Annotated in this window: 18 protein-coding genes; 4 read left to right on the top strand and 14 right to left on the bottom strand. The window is 63.7% G+C overall.

Annotated elements, in window-relative coordinates; all coding sequences use genetic code 11:
* Positions 1–250 precede the first annotated feature (250 nt).
* A complete protein-coding gene (locus GS429_RS06330; RefSeq protein ID WP_160063774.1) occupies positions 251–790 on the top strand; it encodes a DUF8159 domain-containing protein in 540 nt (179 codons plus the stop codon).
* Between the two features lie 162 nt (positions 791–952).
* Here GS429_RS06330 and argS read toward each other — a convergent pair whose 3' ends face one another.
* From argS to GS429_RS06285, 9 genes are all read right to left on the bottom strand, one after another.
* Positions 953–2,740 carry an arginine--tRNA ligase gene (argS, locus tag GS429_RS06325; protein ID WP_160063772.1) on the bottom strand — a complete coding sequence of 596 codons (1,788 nt, stop codon included), beginning with the start codon at positions 2,738–2,740 and terminating at the stop codon, positions 953–955.
* Between the two features lie 147 nt (positions 2,741–2,887).
* Positions 2,888–3,568, bottom strand: coding sequence for a uridine kinase (udk, locus tag GS429_RS06320; RefSeq protein WP_160063770.1), 681 nt, complete (start codon positions 3,566–3,568; stop codon positions 2,888–2,890).
* A gap of 100 nt (positions 3,569–3,668) precedes the next feature.
* Complete coding sequence (locus tag GS429_RS06315) at positions 3,669–4,205, bottom strand: NUDIX domain-containing protein (RefSeq protein WP_160063768.1); 537 nt, start codon at positions 4,203–4,205, stop codon at positions 3,669–3,671.
* 26 nt (positions 4,206–4,231) lie between these two features.
* Positions 4,232–5,335 (bottom strand): pyridoxal-phosphate dependent enzyme, encoded by a 1,104-nt coding sequence (locus tag GS429_RS06310; RefSeq protein ID WP_160063766.1) that lies wholly within the window; start codon positions 5,333–5,335, stop codon positions 4,232–4,234.
* Between the two features lies 1 nt (position 5,336).
* A complete protein-coding gene (locus tag GS429_RS06305) occupies positions 5,337–6,296 on the bottom strand; it encodes a succinylglutamate desuccinylase/aspartoacylase family protein (RefSeq protein ID WP_160063764.1) in 960 nt (319 codons plus the stop codon).
* A gap of 205 nt (positions 6,297–6,501) precedes the next feature.
* Positions 6,502–6,954 carry a hypothetical protein gene (locus GS429_RS06300; RefSeq protein WP_160063762.1) on the bottom strand — a complete coding sequence of 151 codons (453 nt, stop codon included), beginning with the start codon at positions 6,952–6,954 and terminating at the stop codon, positions 6,502–6,504.
* 106 nt (positions 6,955–7,060) lie between these two features.
* A complete protein-coding gene (locus GS429_RS06295; protein WP_160063760.1) occupies positions 7,061–8,590 on the bottom strand; it encodes a stage II sporulation protein M in 1,530 nt (509 codons plus the stop codon).
* 91 nt (positions 8,591–8,681) lie between these two features.
* Positions 8,682–8,960: a hypothetical protein gene (locus GS429_RS06290; RefSeq protein ID WP_160063758.1), complete on the bottom strand. Its 279-nt coding sequence runs from the start codon at positions 8,958–8,960 to the stop codon at positions 8,682–8,684.
* A 157-nt stretch (positions 8,961–9,117) separates the two neighbouring features.
* Positions 9,118–9,651 (bottom strand): DoxX family protein, encoded by a 534-nt coding sequence (locus GS429_RS06285; RefSeq protein ID WP_160063756.1) that lies wholly within the window; start codon positions 9,649–9,651, stop codon positions 9,118–9,120.
* Positions 9,652–9,823: 172 nt separating this feature from the next.
* Here GS429_RS06285 and GS429_RS06280 point away from each other — a divergent pair, with 172 nt between their 5' ends.
* Both GS429_RS06280 and GS429_RS22620 read left to right on the top strand, forming a co-directional pair.
* On the top strand, positions 9,824–10,969 hold the full coding sequence (locus GS429_RS06280; protein WP_160063754.1) for an MBL fold metallo-hydrolase: 1,146 nt from the start codon (positions 9,824–9,826) through the stop codon (positions 10,967–10,969).
* A gap of 81 nt (positions 10,970–11,050) precedes the next feature.
* Positions 11,051–11,224, top strand: coding sequence for a hypothetical protein (locus GS429_RS22620; protein WP_425438188.1), 174 nt, complete (start codon positions 11,051–11,053; stop codon positions 11,222–11,224).
* A gap of 50 nt (positions 11,225–11,274) precedes the next feature.
* On the opposite strand, the gene GS429_RS06275 is transcribed toward GS429_RS22620, so the two are convergent.
* Positions 11,275–11,598, bottom strand: a complete 324-nt coding sequence (locus GS429_RS06275; protein ID WP_160063752.1) for a nuclear transport factor 2 family protein — start codon at positions 11,596–11,598, stop codon at positions 11,275–11,277.
* 175 nt (positions 11,599–11,773) lie between these two features.
* Between GS429_RS06275 and GS429_RS06270 the strand changes: the two genes are divergently transcribed.
* A complete protein-coding gene (locus tag GS429_RS06270; RefSeq protein ID WP_160063750.1) occupies positions 11,774–13,678 on the top strand; it encodes a Rieske (2Fe-2S) protein in 1,905 nt (634 codons plus the stop codon).
* On the opposite strand, the gene GS429_RS06265 is transcribed toward GS429_RS06270, so the two are convergent.
* Genes GS429_RS06265 through GS429_RS06250 form a run of 4 tightly spaced genes read right to left on the bottom strand, consistent with a single transcriptional unit; the run spans position 13,675 to position 17,981 of the window.
* Complete coding sequence (locus GS429_RS06265) at positions 13,675–15,003, bottom strand: ABC transporter ATP-binding protein (RefSeq protein WP_160063748.1); 1,329 nt, start codon at positions 15,001–15,003, stop codon at positions 13,675–13,677. The two genes, GS429_RS06270 and GS429_RS06265, sit on opposite strands and share 4 nt — an antisense overlap.
* Positions 14,996–16,069: an ABC transporter ATP-binding protein gene (locus tag GS429_RS06260; RefSeq protein ID WP_160063746.1), complete on the bottom strand. Its 1,074-nt coding sequence runs from the start codon at positions 16,067–16,069 to the stop codon at positions 14,996–14,998. The genes GS429_RS06265 and GS429_RS06260 overlap by 8 nt, the downstream gene beginning before the upstream one ends.
* Positions 16,069–17,004 (bottom strand): ABC transporter permease, encoded by a 936-nt coding sequence (locus GS429_RS06255; RefSeq protein ID WP_160063744.1) that lies wholly within the window; start codon positions 17,002–17,004, stop codon positions 16,069–16,071. Before GS429_RS06255 ends, GS429_RS06260 begins: the two co-directional genes overlap by 1 nt.
* A complete protein-coding gene (locus GS429_RS06250; RefSeq protein WP_160063742.1) occupies positions 17,001–17,981 on the bottom strand; it encodes an ABC transporter permease in 981 nt (326 codons plus the stop codon). The genes GS429_RS06255 and GS429_RS06250 overlap by 4 nt, the downstream gene beginning before the upstream one ends.
* Between the last annotated feature and the right edge of the window lie 60 nt (positions 17,982–18,041).

Here is an 18,041-nt window from a genome sequence, read left to right as displayed (position 1 = left end):
CGGGTATTACTGGCACGGAGCGCCAGACCGTGTCGAATCGGAAACTGTCGTTGCGATAAGAGTATCAGTAGTTAGTGTCTGTCACAACTGGGGTAACGACCTCCATTCGATCGGAAAGTACCTCGAGAAGAGTCACTCAAAACGCTACAGCGGGCGTATAACGCGCGATATCCGAAGTATCGCCGATGGTCACGAGAGAAAAATGGTAACGATCTGATTACTAATCACCTCCGTTATCGATGACTCGACCATGGAGCGACGAAAAATCCTCCTTGGCAGTGGCGCAGCGCTCGCGACCGCACTCGCTGGTTGTTCCAGTAGCGAGACCGGCGACGAGAACGGATCCGACGACTCCGAAGAATCGATCACCGACAACGGTAACGGTGACGACAACGGCGACCACGACGATAACGGCGATCACGACAACGACGATCACGATATCGACGACGTCCCCGGGTTCGACGGCAAGAAATTAGACCTCGACAGCGATGCGGTGTCGGTGAAGCGAATCGAACGCAAAGACGACAAAGTCAGCGTCGTCGCATCGACCGAGATCACCGATCTCGAAAAACTGTACGCCGAACTCAGGACACTCGCCGATGACATCGACAAGGCGACCATGGATCTCGAGCGGTTCATGAGCAAGATCAAGACGATCGACTGGACCATCGACCACAAAGACAAGCAAGTGGTCTCGCTGTCCGTCGACGTCCAGTGGATCGCCGACTACCACAAGGGCGACATCTCGAAAGACGAGTTCATCGACAAGGTCAAGAAGACAGCAGAGTGACCGCGCAGTCGCCCGCGTGACTGTCGAGCCGACTCGGAAGACTTCGACTTTTTCGGCCGACGACGACTCGAGTAGCGACGCGGCTCGTTCGACGAAGCTGAATTTCGCGCCGGGTCGTCGAGTTCCGGCCCGCGCGACAGGCACATCGCAGGCCGGTACAGCTTACATCGAGCGCGGCGGTTCGACGCCGAGGATCGACAACGCGTTCGCAACCGTGTGTTTCGACGCCGCCACGAGCGCGAGTCGGGCCGCTCTGACCTCGGTATCGACGTCGTCGGCCAGCACCGGACACTCCCGGTAGAAGGCGTTGAACCGATCGGCGAACTCGCGGGTGTAGGTCGCGATCTGGTGTGGCTCTAAGTCGTCCGCCGCCTCATCGATAACGGCCGGCAGTCGAGCGATCGTCTCGAGCAGGTCGCGTTCGGCCTGGGTCTCGAGCAGATCGGCGTCGAGCGCGTCGAGTTCGATGTCCTGTGCCGCGAGGTCGGTTTCGGGATCGAGTCCGGCCTCCTCTAAGATACCACAACAGCGCGCGTGGACGTACTGGACGTACGGTGCGGACTGGGCCTCGAAGTCCAGCGCCTGCTCCCACTCGAAGGTGATCGCCTTCGTCGGCTGTTTGGAGACGATGTCGTACCGGACCGCGCCGATGCCGACCTGGTGGGCGATTCGCTCGATATCGTCCTCGTCTAAGTCGTCGTCGCGGATGCGGTCGTCCAGACGGTCCTCGACCTCCTCGCGGGCGCGGTCGATCGCCTCGTCGAGCAGATCGTCCAGATCGACGCCGGTGCCGCGGCGCGTGCTCATCTTGCCTTCCGGCAGGTTGACGTAGGAGTAGAGCACCTGTCGGAGGTCGTCGGTGTCGGTTCCAAGCAACTCGAGCGTCGTCGTGATCTGTTTGGCCTGCAGCTTGTGGTCCTCGCCGAGGATCGTCACCGCGCGGTCGTAGTTGTCGAACTTCCACTCGTGGTGGGCCAGATCGCGGGTGGCGTAGAGGGAGGTCCCGTCCGACCGCAGGAAGACGAGGTTGTTGTCGAGGCCGTGGTCTTCCAGTTCGAGCTGCCAGGCCTCGTCCTCGTAGACGGCCTCGTCGAGTTCCTTGAGCCGCTCGACGACGTCGTCGGTCGCCTCGTTTCGCATGAACCGCGTCTCCTTGACGAACTCGTCGAACTCGGCGGGGAGGCGCTCGAGGCAGCCTTTCATCCCCGACAGCACCTGATCGACAACCTCGCTGACCCGTTCGTAGGCCTCCTCGTCGCCGGACTCGAGACCCTGCATGATCGACTCAATTTCGGCTTCGGCGGCCTCGACCTCGTCTTCGGGGCCGTCCTCGAGGAACGCGTTCCCGATGCGATAGTAGCGGACGAGGTCGTACTCGATGCGGTCGCGTTCGGGCTCCGTCTCGAGATCGGACTCGTCGAACGTCTCGTAGGCCCAGGTGAACGTCGCGATCTGGCGACCGGCGTCGTTGACGTAGTAGTGACGGTCGACGTCGTAGCCGGCGAACTCCAGTAGGTTCGCCACGGCATCGCCGATGATCGGGTTTCGTGCACGACCGACGTGGACCGGCCCCGTCGGGTTCGCGCTGGTGTGTTCGACGACGACCGACGTCTCGCGATCCTCGAGTGCGCCGTAGCTCTTGTCGGTGGCGGTCTCGAGGGTCTGGGCGAAGTAGGCGTCGCTCGGCAGGAAGTTGAGGTACGGCCCCTGGGTCTGGATCTCAGCGACGTAGGTCAGTTCGTCGGCGTCGATCGACTCGGCGAGTCGGCCGGCGACCTGCGGCGGCGGCGCGCCCGCCTCGCTCGCGAGGCGGAAGGCGACGCTCGAGGCGAGGACGCTCTCGACGTCTTCCGGCGGTTCTTCGATCCCGAGATCGTCCGTCGGGAACTCGAGTTCGGCGAGTGCCGCCTCGAGAGCGGCCTCGACCTCGGCGCGTAGGGAGAGGAACATACCCGCTCGTATTCAGGGCTCGAGTAAAGGAATGTCGGGTTTGGCTGCCGAGTCGGGCGAGAGTGTCATACGAACCGTTGGAAGTCGTTTCCGGTAGGACCGCAGGACGGGTCGTGGTCCCGCGGTAAATCGGTACAGCAGATCGTATCAGTCGCGCGGGGGTTCGGAAAACGACAGTTCGGAGTCCGGGTCGTCCGTTCGCTCGGGACCGTCGGCAGCGAGTTCGGCCTGTATCTTCTCGATCAGCAGGTCGACGGCCACTCGGTTTGCGCCTTCGGGGATGATCACGTCCGCGTTCTTCTTCGTCGGTTCGACGAACTGCTCGTGCATCGGTTTGACCGTCTCGAGGTACTGGTCGATCACGCCTTCGAGGCCGCGTCCGCGGTCGATAACGTCGCGCTCGATGCGCCGAAGAATGCGGACGTCCGCGTCGGTCATGACGTACACACAGAGGTCGAGCATCTCGAGGATGTCCTCGTCGTACAGCGAGAAGATTCCCTCGAGGACGATCACGTCCGTCGGTTCGACCGTCACGCGCTCGTCCGTGCGATTGTGGGCCTCGAAATCGTACTGGGGCATCTCGATCGGCTGGCCCATCAAGAGCGCGTTCAGTTGCTCTCGGAGCAGTTCCCACTCGAAGGCGTCCGGATGGTCGTAGTTGACCTCCGTTCGTTCCTCGAACGCGAGATGCGAGAGGTCCTCGTAGTAGTTGTCGATCGGAATGCGGGTGACGGCCTCGCCGACGGTGTCCGCGACGGTGCGTGCGACGGTCGTCTTCCCCGCTCCCGTCCCACCGGCGATCCCGATAACGAACGACGGAATACTCATCGTTCGATCCACGGTCGGGCCGCTACTGAATCTGTTGATACTGGCTGGCTCGAAGGGGTCGGTAGCTGTAGGTGGGCCGTGTGATCCGGTAACGGACCGATCAGTCGAATCGCTCGGCGGCAGCGCGGAACCGTTCCTCGTGTACCGGCCGAAACGTCTCGTCGGTCGCGTCGAATTCGCTCGGCGTCCAGAACCGAGCCGTGCTCGCGTCGCTTCCCGCCGTCGGCTCCCCCGCGGCATCGGCCCGCCGTGCGACGTAGTGAATCGTCACGACGTGTTTTCCCTCCCGGGGCGGCAGAGACGCCGCGTCGAGAATCTCGAGCGCTCCGGGATCGACGGCGACGCCGGTTTCTTCCTCGAGTTCGCGGGCGGCGGCGACCGCCGGCTCCTCGCCGATCTCCATGTGGCCGCCGGGGATCGTCCACTCGCCGACGCCCGGCGGGACGGCCCGTTCGACACAGAGCACCGCGGGTTCGGAACCCGACCGATCGACGACCGCGACGCTGGCACAGGGCACCGGGTTGTGCCAGATCACGTCCTCGCAGGCCGGACAGCGCTCGCGCTCGCGGGCGTCGAACGTGATCGTCTCGAGAGAGGTGCCGCAGTGCGGGCAGTACTCGGCGGGACGGCTAACCATCTACCGACTCATCCGAACCGAGGGTATCAAAGCGTTTTCAATCCGCTTCCCGTCAGCGGGACGACGACGTCGGCCCCTTCCTCGAGCACGCCTCGCTCGCGGTACTCCTCGAGGGCCGCGGGGGCGACGGCACAGGTTGGCTCGACGTAGAACCCGCCGCGGTGGAGTCGGTCGAGCGCGGTCTCGACCGGATCCGAGCCGAGCGCGATAGCGTCGCCGTCGGTCGCGTCGATGGCGGTGAGAATCTCGTCCTTGCGAGCGGGTTCAGTGATCTTGATGCCGTCGGCGATGTCCGTCCCCTCGCCGTCTTCGTCCGTCGTCGCGCCGCCGAGTTCGTCGACGATGGGTGCATAGCCCGCCGCCTGCGCGCCGAGCAGTCGGGGCGTGCGATCGGTGATCCCTGCCTCCTTGAGCAGCGAGAAGCCGCGATAGGCGCCGAGGAAGAGCGTTCCGTGCCCGAGCGGGAGCACGACGGCGTCCGGGACGGTCCACCCCTTCTGGGCGGCGATTTCGAACGCAACGGTCATCGTGCCAGCGTAGAACGCCGGGTTCCAGGCGTGGCTGGCGTACCAGCCCTCGCCCTCCTCGACGGCGTCGATACAGGCGTCGGTCACGTCCTGCCGACTCCCCTCGATCCGGACCGGGCGGGCGTCGGCCCGCTGGATCGTCATCAGCTTGGACTGTTTGACGTTCGCCGGGACGTAGATGTCCGCTTCGATGCCCGCCCGAGCCGCGTACGTCGCGATCGCGGCCCCGGCGTTGCCCGAGGAGTCTTCGATGATCTTGTCGACGCCGAGTTCGACGGCTCGAGAGAGCGTCGTCGTCGCGCCGCGGTCCTTGAACGAGCCGGTCGGGAAGACGTACTCGAGTTTGAACTGGGCGTCCCACTCGGGGGCGTCGACCAGCGGCGTGAACCCCTCGTGGAAGGTTACGTGCTTTTCGATCGGCAGGAACTCGAAGAACGTCCAGAGGCCGTCGCTGGTGTCGAGGCTGTGCAGGGGCAGCGGCTCGCCCTTCGGGTGCGGTCGCTCGGTGAACTCGAGGGCGTGGCCACACGCACAGCGCCACGGTTCGTTCGGACCGGCCTCGTAGATGATGTCGCAGTTCGGGCAGGTGAGGTCAGATGGCATGTTAATAGTCGTCGATGTCGGTGGCGACGGAGCAGACGTACTCGCCGGATGCGACCTGTGGCAGTCGGCGGGTCCGCCAAAGGATCCCGTTGCTGTCGGCCGTCACCTCAGCTTTCGGTTCGCCGAAGGGCGTCGTCACCTCGAACAGCGTGTCGCCGCTCCGGACGGATTCGCCCAGTTCCGTCCGGAACGAGACGAGCCCGCCGCCCGGCGCGCCGTACTGGTCGAACCCGCGGGCACGGGTCTGGGACTCGACCGCCACGCTGCCGTCGAGGAAGCCGTAGTAGGTGAGGACGTTGAACACGCCGTCGACACCCTTCTCGATGCTCGTCTCGTCCCAGCCGACGGCACCGCCGAGTTCGGGATCGACGGTCGGCACGCCCTCGTCGGGTGCGGCGCGGGCGAGTTGTCCGTCCGGCCCCTTCTGATCGAGGACGTGGCCGCAGCCGAAGACCTTCGCGAGCTCGAGACAGTCGTCGTGAAGGCGGTGGCGCTTGCCACAGCGGACCCGGACCTCGTCGATCATCCGGCTGGTCGACCCCTGGTGGAGATCGAGGATCAGATCCGCCCGGCTGGCCGCCTCGAACGTCGCGGCCGCGATCCGTTCGCTCGAGGTGCCGGTTTCGTTGCCCGGATAGGCTCGGTTCATCTTCGTGTCGTCGATCGGGTTGCGATGTTCTGCGACCTGAAACGCGTGGTAGTTAACAATTCCCACGATCAGTATCGTCCCGGCGATCTCGGCGGGATCGAGTTGCGGAACGACGCGCTGGATGACCCCCACACCGTTGAGTTCGTCACCGTCGCTCGCCGCCTGCATATAAAGCGTCTTTCCCGGCCGCTCGCCGTTGATCACGGCGACCGGCAGACCGAACGGGCTCCCGTCTCGGGTTTCGCCGACCTCGAGACGACCCGTATCGATCTCGCCGGGTCCCGCGCTCGCCGTTCCGAGCGTCGTCGTCATGTATTCGAGCACGGAGGCGTCCGTCTTTATTGGTTCGGTGTCTCCCAGCCAGCGGCGGGGTCGGACGGCACTGGCGTTCCGTCAGTTCGCCAATAACACCGGTTCAGTGGGACGATGATTGGACCGGGACGGAAGACGGGTTCTGTCGTCTCGTTCGTGAGGGGCCAAGGGGATACAGAAACCGCGTCTTCGATCGATCGGTCGCTCAGTTCTGGACGGCGCTGAACCGGTGGCTGTCGAAACGAGTTCGAACCGCGTACTCGACGATTCCGAGAAGGAGAACGACGGCGAGCGGAACGAACCAGAGAACGCCGAACAGCGAGTCCGCGTACAACCCGGTCGGCGTCGCCCCCGTGTCCCGTGCCGTCTCGAAGTGAAACCAGCTACTGACGAACGCCCACGCAAAGAGGACACCGAGGGCGACGAGCGGCGTCACGAGCCGCTTACGGATACGCAACGCGAGCGGAACCGCGCCGAGGAGAACGAGTCCGACGAGCGTCACTGCAACGACCAGTCCTCCCGACGGCGTGTCCGGCGTCGATACCGGAATCGAACGGCCCCGAACCGCCGCGCCCAGCCAGAGCGCGAGTATCGCGTGGACGATTCCCCCCACCAGACAGTACGCGACCGTCCGTCGAGAGCGAGTGTCCGAGATCATGATTGGACTGTGACACGCCCCGAACATAGCTATACCGGTGATGAAAAGTAGCTGACGCGTACGGCGGACGCCGTTCCCGGAGCCGACGGCGAGGCTCGCCTCGTGCTTAGAGGAACAGCCGGAAGTAGTACGGGCTGATGAACCCCTCGACGAACGCCGCGACGGCTAGCAGGAGGCCCACGCCGACGAGAACCCAGAAGGCGCGCTCGAGGGCGTCCGCAAACGCCGTTCGGCTCATCCGACCCCGGTATGTCCGCCAGCCGACGAGCCCCAGCCAGATCCCGACCGCGGTGGCGATGAAGATGGCCGGAATCTCGAAGATCCCGTGGGGAATCACGAAGGCGAGCAGTTCCATGGGAGCGGCTTCGGTCCGCGCGTAGACGCCCATGAAGACCCCGTTGAACAGCAGCGACGCGATCGCTGGAAGCACGAGCGCGATCCCCGAAAAGGCCGTCGTGATCGCGACCATCCAGTTGTTACCGAAGAACTCGAGCGCCGCGGCCGGCGGGATGTGGCCCTCGAGGCGGGCCGAAATCGACGTCTCGAGGGTGCCGGCCAGCGGCTCGGCGACCTCCCAGCCGACCCAGAAGCTGGCGAGGGCGAGGGCGACGACGACCGCGTGGGTGCTGAGGGTTGCCCGGACGAACGACGTCATCTCGGCCCACCCGCGCCCGACGCCATCGCGGAACTGACGGCGGAGCGATCGGTCCGGCATCGCCGGCGGGGCTAGCCGACCCCGGTAGCCGCTGTAGAGGGCCGTCTTCAGGAGATCAAGCGCCGGGAAAACAAGGAGGACGGTGAGCAGCGAGGTGAACGCCATCACATCGACGAGTACGAACACGCCCGAGACCACGGAGATTGCGAGCGTCGTGCCGACGGCGACGACGTAGTAAAACGCCGCGCCGATCGGTCGAGCACGAACGAACGCGACGACGTTCGACAGCGACCCGACGGCAGTCGCGTCGTCGACGACGACCGCAACCGGCGCGAACGCGAACAGCGCCCGGATCACCGCGACGGCGGCGACGGCGAACAGCCCGGCCACGAGCGCCACGAGGATGGCGACCAGCGCCGACCCGGTTGCGACCACGGCGAGACCACCGACCAGCGCTGCCCCCATTCCGATCGTCAGCAGGATCGCCATCCACAGCAGGAACTCGAGGAGATATAACCCGAGAAATCGCAGCCAGTAGCGGCGGATACCGGCAATACCGGTGGTTAGCCCGCGTTCGTCGCGCAGCCGTGCGGCACAGGCCGTGAGTTGACCGGCAGCGACGACTGCAGAGAGGACGACGCCGACGAGGACTGTCGCCCCGATCGTCAGGAGGAGCAAGGCGACCAGTTCCAGGGTAAACAGTTGCTCGACGATCGGGTCGAACCCGCTCGCCCACTCCTCGAACGCGTCGGGGTCGGCGTTCGGATCCGGGGGCTCGGTGTCCATCCCGGTCAGGTGGTCCTGAATCGTCGCGAGACGGCCGGTTACCTCGAGATAAACGAAGCCGACCGCGATCGCCAGAAACGGGATCACGCGGGCGATCGCGGGGACGGCAGCACCGAGCAGATACCACGGGAGGAGGTCACTCGGGCGGCGACGGAGCACGGCGACGGCGGCGCGAACGGTGTCCGAGAGGCGCATAGGGACACTTCACTCGTGTATCAGTTAAGTGAACCTACTTGCTCGCCGACCGTGAGGAGCGACGTGCGGCAGTCGACGGCGACAGCGACGATCAGTTGAACGTCCGATCGTCGAACTGGTCGGTCGAGTCCTCGTCGGTTCCACCGCCCGACAGTCGCGGCGTGAAGCCGCCGGTGAGAATTACGGCGACGACGACCAGCGCCGCCGAGAGGACGACGTAGTCCGCGCTCGGTTCGTAGCCGGCGAGGCCGGCACCCGTCGAGACCACGAAGATCGCGACGGCGAAGACGATGGTCGCGAGGAGACCGATGACGAGAATTCCGATGACGCTAGCGAGCAAGCCGCTCAGAATGGACCGAATCGATGACATTCGTTGTCGTTGAATTTACGGCGGAGGAACGTAGGTATTGTGACATCGGTTTCGGGGCTATTTCACAGAGGAGACGATAGCGAGTGTTGGTACGGGTGTACGGGATGAAAACGGGAGCGAGAAGGGGTATCGATACGGGTGTGGGAGCGGGCCGCGATCAGCCGAGCAAGTACCGAAGTTGTGGCACGCGCTCGACGATCGGGTGCTGTTCGATGTAGCGGTCGACGCCGAGGATTCGACCGGCGGCCAGCGCCCCCAGCGTCAGGAAGACCGCGGCGTAGACGAGTTGGTCGTTGACCAGCCCGCCGGCGACCTCCCAGCTGCCGAAGTAGAACATGACCATCTGGGCCGCCGCTCCGAACGCGGCCAGTCGGACGAACACGCCGGCGATCAGCGCGACGCCGATGAGCACCTGCGTGACCGGAACGATCACGTCGATCGCCCCCATCAACGCGGCGCTTTCGGCCATCGCCCCGAAGAGCCCGCTCGCCGGACTCGCCGGATCGACGTTCGCGAGGTAGCCGTAGGCGCTGAATTCGCCCGTCAGCTTCCCCCAGCCCGCCGACAGCATCACCCACCCCATCAGGAGTCGGAGGCCAACGATCGCCCACGCGCTCAGGTGGTGTGGTCGGCCCTCGAGGGTCACGCCACCGAGGCGACTTTCCAATCGGTTTTTGGTCGTTGTTGACATCGTCGGTCACCTCTTACGAATACTGGTTGGAGATCTGTTTACTTGAGTCCGAATTATAATCCTCATTCCGTGGGAAACGGCGTGGTTGTAACCCACGATATACAGGCCGTATATACGGCGATCGCGGCACTCGCGTGGCGAAACTTACATCGGGCGAGGTCGTAGAGCCAGTATGGTCACCACGCTCTCTGCCGACCGACTCGCCGAGCTACAGGACGAAAACGCCGAATTCGCCCTCGTCGATACGCGACCTGAAGACAGCTTCGAGTCCTGGCACATCGCCGGAGCGCTACACTTCCCGTTCGGTCCGGAGGAGGAACTCGACGGCCGTCTCGAGGAGTTCCGACAACTGGTCGGCGACGCCGAGCGCGTGATTACCACCTGTGCCAAGGGGATCTCGTCCGGGAATCTGGCGACGCAACTCGAGTCGGCGACGGACGCCTACGACGTCCAGACCGTCGACGGCGGAATGAAAGGTTGGAGCGGCGTCTACGACCACGTCGAACTCGATGCGGGCGACGACTCCCTCACGCTCGTTCAGGTCCAGCGCCGCGCGAAGGGCTGTCTGGGGTACGTCGTCGGCTGCGACGAGACGGGAGAAGCCGTCGTCGTCGATGCGACCGGCGATATCGACGAGTTCGAGATCGCCGCCGAAGAAGCCGAGCTCGCGATCACGGGCGTGATCGATACGCATGTCCACGCGGACCACGTCTCCGGCAGCCGCGAACTCGCCGACCGACTCGGAGTCCCCTACTACCTCGGCGAGCGCGCCCACGAACGCGGCGTCGAGATCGAGTTCACGCCGCTCGAGCGAAACGAGGTACTCGAGGTCGGCGAACGCGAACTCAAGGCGGTGGCGACGCCGGGACACACGAGCGAGATGATCACCGTGCTCGTCGACGACGCGGCGTTGTTGACGGCCGACACGCTACACGTCGACTCGGTGGGACGGACGGAACTCGAGTTCAGCGAAGACGAAGGCGAACGGGGGGCGAAACTGCTCTACGAGACGCTCCACCGCACGCTGCTGGCCGAGCCCGAGAGCCTCGTCGTCTGTCCGGGCCACGTCACGGTCACGGCCGACGGCGAGTTCGAGTACGGCGCACCCGGAGAGTCGATTACGACGACGATTCGGGCGGCTCGCACCGGGATCGACCTGCTCGAACTCGACGAGGAAGCGTTCGTCGACCGGATGGCCGACGCCGGCGAGAAACCCTCGAACTACGAGGAGATCATCGATCTGAACCGCGGGGTCGACGAACGCGCCCCCGAAGACCGAGTCGAACTCGAGTTAGGGCCGAACAACTGTTCGGCGTGAAATCGGCAGCTGCCGGACCTATTCGATTTGCGTGAAAACGGGTTATGTAGTCTCGTGTCATACGAACCACGGTGAAGCGAAATGCAGATCACGACGATACGTCAGGTCGAATGTCCCCACTGTGACACCCGTACGAGCATCTCAGTCCCCGGCGGAGACGGCGAACCGGAACCAAGCCGCTCCGTCGCAGCGTTCGGCGAGCAGACGAAGGTGACGTGTTCGAACGGACACACCTACTGGGTTCACTTCTATTGACACCGTCCGTCTCGAGGCGGGGTCCCCAACGGAAGCGCAACGACCGTTCGCTACCGCGAGTAGGTCTCGAGCCCGCTGAGGCGGTCGTCCTCGAGTTCGAAAAAGTCCGCGAACTCGAACAGTTTCGTCTCCCCGTCGAACACTCGGCCACGAGCGGCAACGCGACCGTCGTCGGCGAGTACCGCCTCGAGTTCGTGACTGGTGTCCGGATTCGGCCGCTCCTCGCGCATGAAGCGAACGAACGCCTCGCGGTCCTCGAACGTGCGGTCGGGACGATGCTGGACGAAGTCAGGTGAGAGGAGCCCCTCGAGGACCTCGTAGTCGTGTTCGTCGAGCGCAGCGTAGTATCGCCGAACGAGGACGGCCGGGTCCATACCCGACGTTTCGTCGCGAACGGCAAAAACGTGCCACTCCGAACGGCTGTGGTCCGCTCGAACCCTCGATGGGATTCGATGGGAGTGTCGAGGGCCGTTCTCGAACACATATTATAGATTTTACAATAATCGAGTTCAGCGAACGCTTACACGTATGTTTGACAATAGTTGGCGTATGTCGACGACAGACGAAAGCGAACGTGAAGGCGAATTTCGACCGGTCGTCCCGCTCGCCGACCTCGAGGAATCGGGACGGGAGTTAACGAGCGTCGACGGCACGCCGCTGGCCGTCTTCTACCACGAGGGCGAGGTCCGGGCCGTGAACAACCGCTGTCCACACATGGGGTTTCCGCTGGTCGAGGGAACCGTCGACGACGGCATCCTGACCTGTCACTGGCACCACGCGCGCTTCGAACTCTCCTGTGGCGACACGTTCGATCCGTGGGCCGACGACGTGCAGACGTATCCCACCGAAATCCGGGACGGCACCGTCCACGTGAACCCGTCCCCGACCCGAGAGTTGCCGCCCGCCGAGCACTGGGCCGACCGCCTCGAGACGGGACTCGAGGAGAACCTGCGACTCGTCGTCGCGAAATCGACGGGCGGGTTGCTTGACGCCGGCGTCGACTACCGAGAGCCGATGGCGACGGCCCTCGCGTTCGGCACCCGGTACCGGGAGTCGGGATGGGGGCCCGGTCTCACGATTCTGGGCTGTCTGGCGAACGTGATCGACGACCTCGAGCCACAGGACCGAAAACGGGCGCTGTACACCGGCGTTCGCCACGTTGGCGACGACTGTGCGGGCGAACCGCCGAACTTCGAGCAGCCGTCGTTCTCGACGGACGACGTCGCGTTCGATCGGCTGAAATCGTGGTTCCGGGACTGTGTCGAGGTGCGCGACCGCGACGGGGCCGAGCGCTGTCTCCGCACCGCGATCGCCTCGGGTCGTTCGGAAGCCGAGGTCGCGGAGTTGCTGTTCGCCGCCGCGACCGACCACCCGTACCTCTCGACCGGCCACGTTCTCGACTTTGCGAACACGGCCTTCGAGATCCTCGAGCACGTGGGTTGGGACCACGCCGAAGAAACCGTATCGAGTCTCGTCGAACCGCTCGTGACCGCCAGTCGCAGCGACGAACGATCGTCGTGGCGACAGCCGATCGATCTCGTCGTCCTGCTCGAGGACGTCTACGGCGGCGACGTCACGGAAACGAGTGGCCTCGAGGAACTCGCTGCCGAGGGCGCCGGGAACTCCTGGTCGCCGCCCGGCGAGTTGCAGGAAACCCTGCTCGCGGACGACCCCGAGGATATCGTCGACGCGCTCGCCGACGCCGTTCGCGAAGGGGCAACGAGCGAGGCACTCGCCGCCGAAGTGACCCACGCCGCGGCTACGCGCGTCGCCCAGTTCGGCACCGCAAACGAGTTCAGCGACTGGAACACCGTCCACCACACGTTCACATACGCGAACGCCGTCCACCAGTCGACGCGGCGGACGGAAGCGGTCGAACTCTATCGAGGCGTCTTCGACGCCGCCCTCAACGTCTACCTCGATCGGTTCCTCAACACGCCGCCCGCGCCGATTCCCGAACCCGGCGACAACGATACCGGACGCGATCCGGAGTCGATCCTCGAGAACGTTCTGGAGACGTTCGACACCGAGGGCGAGGTGGACGAGGCCGGGCAACTGGTCACCGAATTCCTCGACTGCGGCGGCGATCCCGACGCGCTGAAGCGAACGCTGGGTCACGGACTACTGCGCGAGGACGCCGGCTTCCACACGCTCCAGAATCTCGAGGCGGCGTTCCGACAGTTCGATCTCGCCGAAGCGCGTGCGAGCGAAAGCGGCGAATCGGCAACTGCGGTCGGCGAGTCGATGAACGGAGGCGGTGACTCGGGAGCCGAACCCACCGAGTCGGCGGTCGATCTCGAGTCCCGGCGTCGCGTCCCGCTCATCGCGACGGCTCGCTACATGGCCGCACAGTTCCCGACTCGCCGCGAGGCAGAACAGACGTTTACCATCGCCGAACGGCTGAATCGCGGGGAAACCATCCACGAAAACGACGAAACAGCGACGGAGCGTTAGTCGCCCTCGATGGTGCCGCCGCCGTCGGCATCGTACCGCGAACTTTCGTCGTACCGGACGCACTTTGCCGTCTGGTCCGGCGTCACCTGATAGGTCTCGATCTCGCCGCGCTCACACGGCGTCGCGAACTCGGTCTCAAGTCGCGCTCGAGCCTCCTCGCGGTCGCCACCCGTTACCGTCTGCAACGCGTCCGAGAGGACGCGTTCGGCGTCGCCGTCCGATAGCTGCGATGGGATGTCGTAGGCGTCGCGGATCGCATCGGGCGTCTCCGCCTCCGCTTCGTCGATGAGGGTGACGTCATCCTGCAACAGGTCGTGACGGAAGTTCGCAACCGCCCGCCAGTGAGTTTGTTCCATGTCGTACCCCTCGGGCTGGACGAGTTTCGGACAGCGCGGGTGGAACCGACAGCCGCTCGGGACGTCGACGGGGTCGGGGACCTCGCCGACGAGTTCGATTCGCTCTCGCTCTTCGGTCGGATCGATCCGCGGCACCGAGGAGACCAGCGCCTGCGTGTAGGGGTGTTTCGGATCGTTGATGATCTGGTCTGCCGGACCGACCTCGACCAGTTCGCCGAGGTACATGATCCCGATCCGATCGCACATGTGCTTGAGCAGGGAGAGGTCGTGGCTGATGTACACTGCCGTCAGCCCCAACTCCGTCTGCAGACGCTTGAACAGGTCGAGAATGCTCGCCCTGATCGAGACGTCGAGCATACTCGCCGGTTCGTCGGCCAACAAGAACGACGGCTCGAGCGCCAGCGCTCTGGCGATACCGACGCGCTGGCGTTCGCCACCGCTCAGTTCGCTCGGATACTCGTGGGCGTAGGCGTGAGCCGGCTGCAGTCCGGCCTGTTCGATGGTTTCGTACACCCGCGCGTCTCGCTCCTCGGCCGTGCCGATATCGTGAACGTCGAGTGGCTCCTTGACCCATTCGTAGACCGTGAATCGCGGATTGAGCGACTTGTACGGATCCTGGTGAATGATCTGGGCTTCCCGACGGAACTGGTTCAGTTTGCTGCCGCTTGCGCTGGTTATCTCTTCGTCGTCGAAGTAGATCTCCCCGTTCGTCGGCTCGAGTAGTCTGATGGCGCTCTTGCCGAGTGTCGTCTTTCCGCAGCCGGACTCGCCGGCGAGGCCGAACGCCTCGCCCTCGCGAATCCCCAGCGAGACGCCGTCGACGGCCTTGACCGCCTGGTTGCTCTCGCCGCGCAAGATACGCGAGATGATCCCGGTGTTGACGGGGAAGTGTTTCTCGAGGTTTTCGACTCTCAGTTTGTAGGATTCGTTCGGGTCGGTGCGTGACCCCATTTTGAGCGCGTCAGTCATCGAGCATCACCTCTTCGGGCTGATCCGATTGGGAGTCTTCCGGTCGACCGAGATCTTGTTCGGTCCACGTTTCTTTCTTTCCGGCTTCTTCCTGCAAATGGTCGATCTCGTCGGCGCGGTGGCATTCGACCGCGTGGCCATCGCCGTACGATTCGGCCTCGGGTGTCTCCTCCCAACACTCCTGTTCGGCGAACGGACAGCGAGGAGCAAACCGACAGCCCTCGCCAGGATCGACGAGTTCCGGCGGCGTTCCCGGAATGGAGATGAGTTCCTGATCGTCATCGTTGATGTCCGGGAACGCGTTCCGGAGGCCGAGCGTATACGGATGACGCGGGTTGGTGATGATCGTCTCCGTGTCCGCAATTTCGACGATTCGGCCGCCGTAGACCACGGCGATGCGGTCGCAGGTTTCGCTGACGACCGACATATCGTGAGTGATCATGATCATCGCGCTGTTCAGCTCTTCTTGCATCTCTTTGATCGTATCCAGAATGCGATCCTGGATCACGACGTCGAGTGCCGTCGTCGGCTCGTCCGCGAGCACGAGCGACGGCGAGAGCGCGAGTGCGAGCGCGATCATCGCACGCTGGGCCATCCCCCCGGAGAACTGATGGGGATAGTCATCCACACGGTCGGGTTCGATCCCGAGTTCATCGAACAGCGAGCGGGCCCGTTCTCGAGCCTCTTTCTTTGACGTGCCGTCCTCGTGATGACGGATCACCTGAACGATCTGTTGACCGACGGTGTAGACCGGGTCGAACCCGTTCATCGCGTTCTGTGGGATCATCGAAATCTCCGACCAGCGGATCTGTTTACGGAGTTCTTTGTCGGAGAGTTCGGTCACTTCAGTGCCGTCGAAATTAATCGAGCCGTCGACGATCTCGGCGTTGTCCGATAGCAGCCGAATGATCGATTTCGCAAGCGTCGTCTTGCCACTGCCACTTTCACCGACCAACCCGACGGTCTCGCCGCGATCAATCGACAGCGAAACGTCGTCCGTTGCTCGGACCCACCCGTTGTCGGCCCGATAGTACGTCTTCAGTCCGTTGATATCGAGTAGCGTCATTATTGATGTTGGAGTTCGGGATTAACCTCTTTTTCGAGGGTACGGCCGATGAAGAACACCGACATCACGAACAGCATGATGCAGATGCCAGGTGGGAAGACCCACCACCAGGCCTCGCGGATGGCGTTTGCGGTGTAGACGTTGTAGATCATCTCTCCCCACGAGAGCATGTTCGGGTCACCGAACCCGAGGAACGAGAGACTCGCCTCGGCGATGACCGCCCACGCGACCGCGAAGGCCGCATACAGGAACGTAAGTGGCAACACGTTCGGCAGGATGTGGCGGTACATGATTCGCGTGTGGCTAGCCCCGATGGCCTGTGCGCTCTCGACGTATGGCCGCTGTTTGTGGCTCAATACTTGCGCGCGGATCACCCGTGCCGTCGATCGCCACAGGATCAACACGATTGCGACGATGATGTTGACGATGCTGCTGCCCAGAATCGCCACGAGAACGATCGCGAACGGGAGAAACGGCACACCGTAGACGATATCAGTAATCCGCATCAGCACGTCGTCGACCCAGCCGCCGAAGTAGGCGCTGATAAGGCCAACGTTCGTCCCGATGAAGACGGCCATGAACGCCGCGAGACTGCCGACGATCAGCGTCACGCGGGTACCGGCGATCAGTTGCGAGAGCACGTCTCGACCCATGTGGGTCGTCCCGAGCGGGTGAGCGCCCGACGGAGATTCGAGTCGGCCGCCGACAGCTCGTTCAGCCGGATCGTGGGGTGCCAGCCCCGGAATCGTCAGGTTGAGGAAGTCGATCGTGTACGGCCGAGCGAAGATGCCGATAAGGATGAACGAGCACAGGATACCCAGTCCGATCTGGCCGAGCCTGTCACCCTCGAAGATCTCGAGTTTCGAGCGGATGAACTCGAGGGTACCGCCGTCGGTTTCTGTCCTGTCGGTCGGAGACGTTCGTTCGGTGCTCATTCGTATTCCACCCTCGGATCGAGATATACGTACGCGAGGTCAGCGACGAAGTTCATGATGATCACGACCGATCCCATGAGGAAGAACGCCGCCATCGCCAGCGGATAGTCGTTGTTGTTTACCGCATTCACCATCTCTCGGCCCATTCCGGGCCAGTTGAAAACCGTCTCGATGACGACCGAGCCACCCATCGCGGAGCCGGTAGCGATCGCCATAACCGTCACGAGCGGAAGCACCGAATTCCGAGCGGCGTGTTTGAACAACACCGTCCGCTCGGGCAGCCCCTCCGCTTTCTTGATCTCGATGAAGTCGGCGTTGAGCACGTCGAGCATCGTCGAGCGCATCAACAGCGTCGGCGTCGCCAGATAGGCGATCGCTCCCGTCAGCGCCGGGAGGAACAGGTGTCGCAGGAAGTCCACCGAGCCGTATCTGGCGGCGAAGTTGCCGCCGAGTTCGCCTCCGGTCGTGCGCATCCCACTCGAGGGGAACCAGCCGAGCCAGAAGACGAACACCGACAGGAGAACGATCCCCACCCAGAACTCCGGCGACGAGCGGGCGACTAGCGTGACGATGATTCCGCCGCGTTCGAACCTCGAGTCGCGCCACCAGCCCATGATCGCACCGAACGTGATCCCGATGAGGTAGGCAAAGAGGAGCGCCGTCCCCATCAGGACGATCGTGTTCATAAAGCGAACGGCGATGATGTCGATAACCGGGTCGCGATAGATGAACGACTGTCCGAAGTCGCCGCGAAGCAGTTGTCGAGCGTACTCGACGTACTGAACGTGCAGCGGTTCGTTCAATCCGAGCTCTGCAATCCGCTGTTCGCGTTGTTCCGGCGTCATGCCGTCCATGATAAACATCGACGTCGGATCACCGGGCATCATCCGGAACAGAACGAACAGAATCGTAAAGAAGGCCCAGAAGGTGACGATAAGCTGGAGCACCCGTCGGACGACGTACGCCCTTAGCCCCATCGATCGCTACACCCCATGTCTCTAGTGAGTATCATATGTTTGCATTAAACACGTTAGTGG

The organism is Natronorubrum halalkaliphilum (assembly GCF_009834785.1).
Classification (GTDB): Archaea; Halobacteriota; Halobacteria; order Halobacteriales; family Natrialbaceae; genus Natronorubrum; species Natronorubrum halalkaliphilum.
This window is presented reverse-complemented; position numbering and strand designations above follow the sequence as displayed.

Excerpts from the sequence above, each read along its gene's own strand:
- GS429_RS06250 (WP_160063742.1), bottom strand. The coding sequence starts at position 17,981 with ATGGGGCTAAGGGCGTACGTCGTCCGACGGGTGCTCCAGCTTATCGTC.
- GS429_RS06305 (WP_160063764.1), bottom strand. The coding sequence starts at position 6,296 with ATGACGACGACGCTCGGAACGGCGAGCGCGGGACCCGGCGAGATCGAT.
- GS429_RS22620 (WP_425438188.1), top strand. The coding sequence starts at position 11,051 with ATGCAGATCACGACGATACGTCAGGTCGAATGTCCCCACTGTGACACC.
- GS429_RS06290 (WP_160063758.1), bottom strand. The coding sequence starts at position 8,960 with ATGTCATCGATTCGGTCCATTCTGAGCGGCTTGCTCGCTAGCGTCATC.
- GS429_RS06310 (WP_160063766.1), bottom strand. The coding sequence starts at position 5,335 with ATGCCATCTGACCTCACCTGCCCGAACTGCGACATCATCTACGAGGCC.
- argS (WP_160063772.1), bottom strand. The coding sequence starts at position 2,740 with ATGTTCCTCTCCCTACGCGCCGAGGTCGAGGCCGCTCTCGAGGCGGCA.
- GS429_RS06300 (WP_160063762.1), bottom strand. The coding sequence starts at position 6,954 with ATGATCTCGGACACTCGCTCTCGACGGACGGTCGCGTACTGTCTGGTG.
- GS429_RS06255 (WP_160063744.1), bottom strand. The coding sequence starts at position 17,004 with ATGAGCACCGAACGAACGTCTCCGACCGACAGGACAGAAACCGACGGC.
- GS429_RS06265 (WP_160063748.1), bottom strand. The coding sequence starts at position 15,003 with ATGACTGACGCGCTCAAAATGGGGTCACGCACCGACCCGAACGAATCC.
- GS429_RS06280 (WP_160063754.1), top strand. The coding sequence starts at position 9,824 with ATGGTCACCACGCTCTCTGCCGACCGACTCGCCGAGCTACAGGACGAA.
- GS429_RS06295 (WP_160063760.1), bottom strand. The coding sequence starts at position 8,590 with ATGCGCCTCTCGGACACCGTTCGCGCCGCCGTCGCCGTGCTCCGTCGC.
- GS429_RS06270 (WP_160063750.1), top strand. The coding sequence starts at position 11,774 with ATGTCGACGACAGACGAAAGCGAACGTGAAGGCGAATTTCGACCGGTC.
- udk (WP_160063770.1), bottom strand. The coding sequence starts at position 3,568 with ATGAGTATTCCGTCGTTCGTTATCGGGATCGCCGGTGGGACGGGAGCG.
- GS429_RS06285 (WP_160063756.1), bottom strand. The coding sequence starts at position 9,651 with ATGTCAACAACGACCAAAAACCGATTGGAAAGTCGCCTCGGTGGCGTG.
- GS429_RS06260 (WP_160063746.1), bottom strand. The coding sequence starts at position 16,069 with ATGACGCTACTCGATATCAACGGACTGAAGACGTACTATCGGGCCGAC.
- GS429_RS06275 (WP_160063752.1), bottom strand. The coding sequence starts at position 11,598 with ATGGACCCGGCCGTCCTCGTTCGGCGATACTACGCTGCGCTCGACGAA.
- GS429_RS06330 (WP_160063774.1), top strand. The coding sequence starts at position 251 with ATGGAGCGACGAAAAATCCTCCTTGGCAGTGGCGCAGCGCTCGCGACC.
- GS429_RS06315 (WP_160063768.1), bottom strand. The coding sequence starts at position 4,205 with ATGGTTAGCCGTCCCGCCGAGTACTGCCCGCACTGCGGCACCTCTCTC.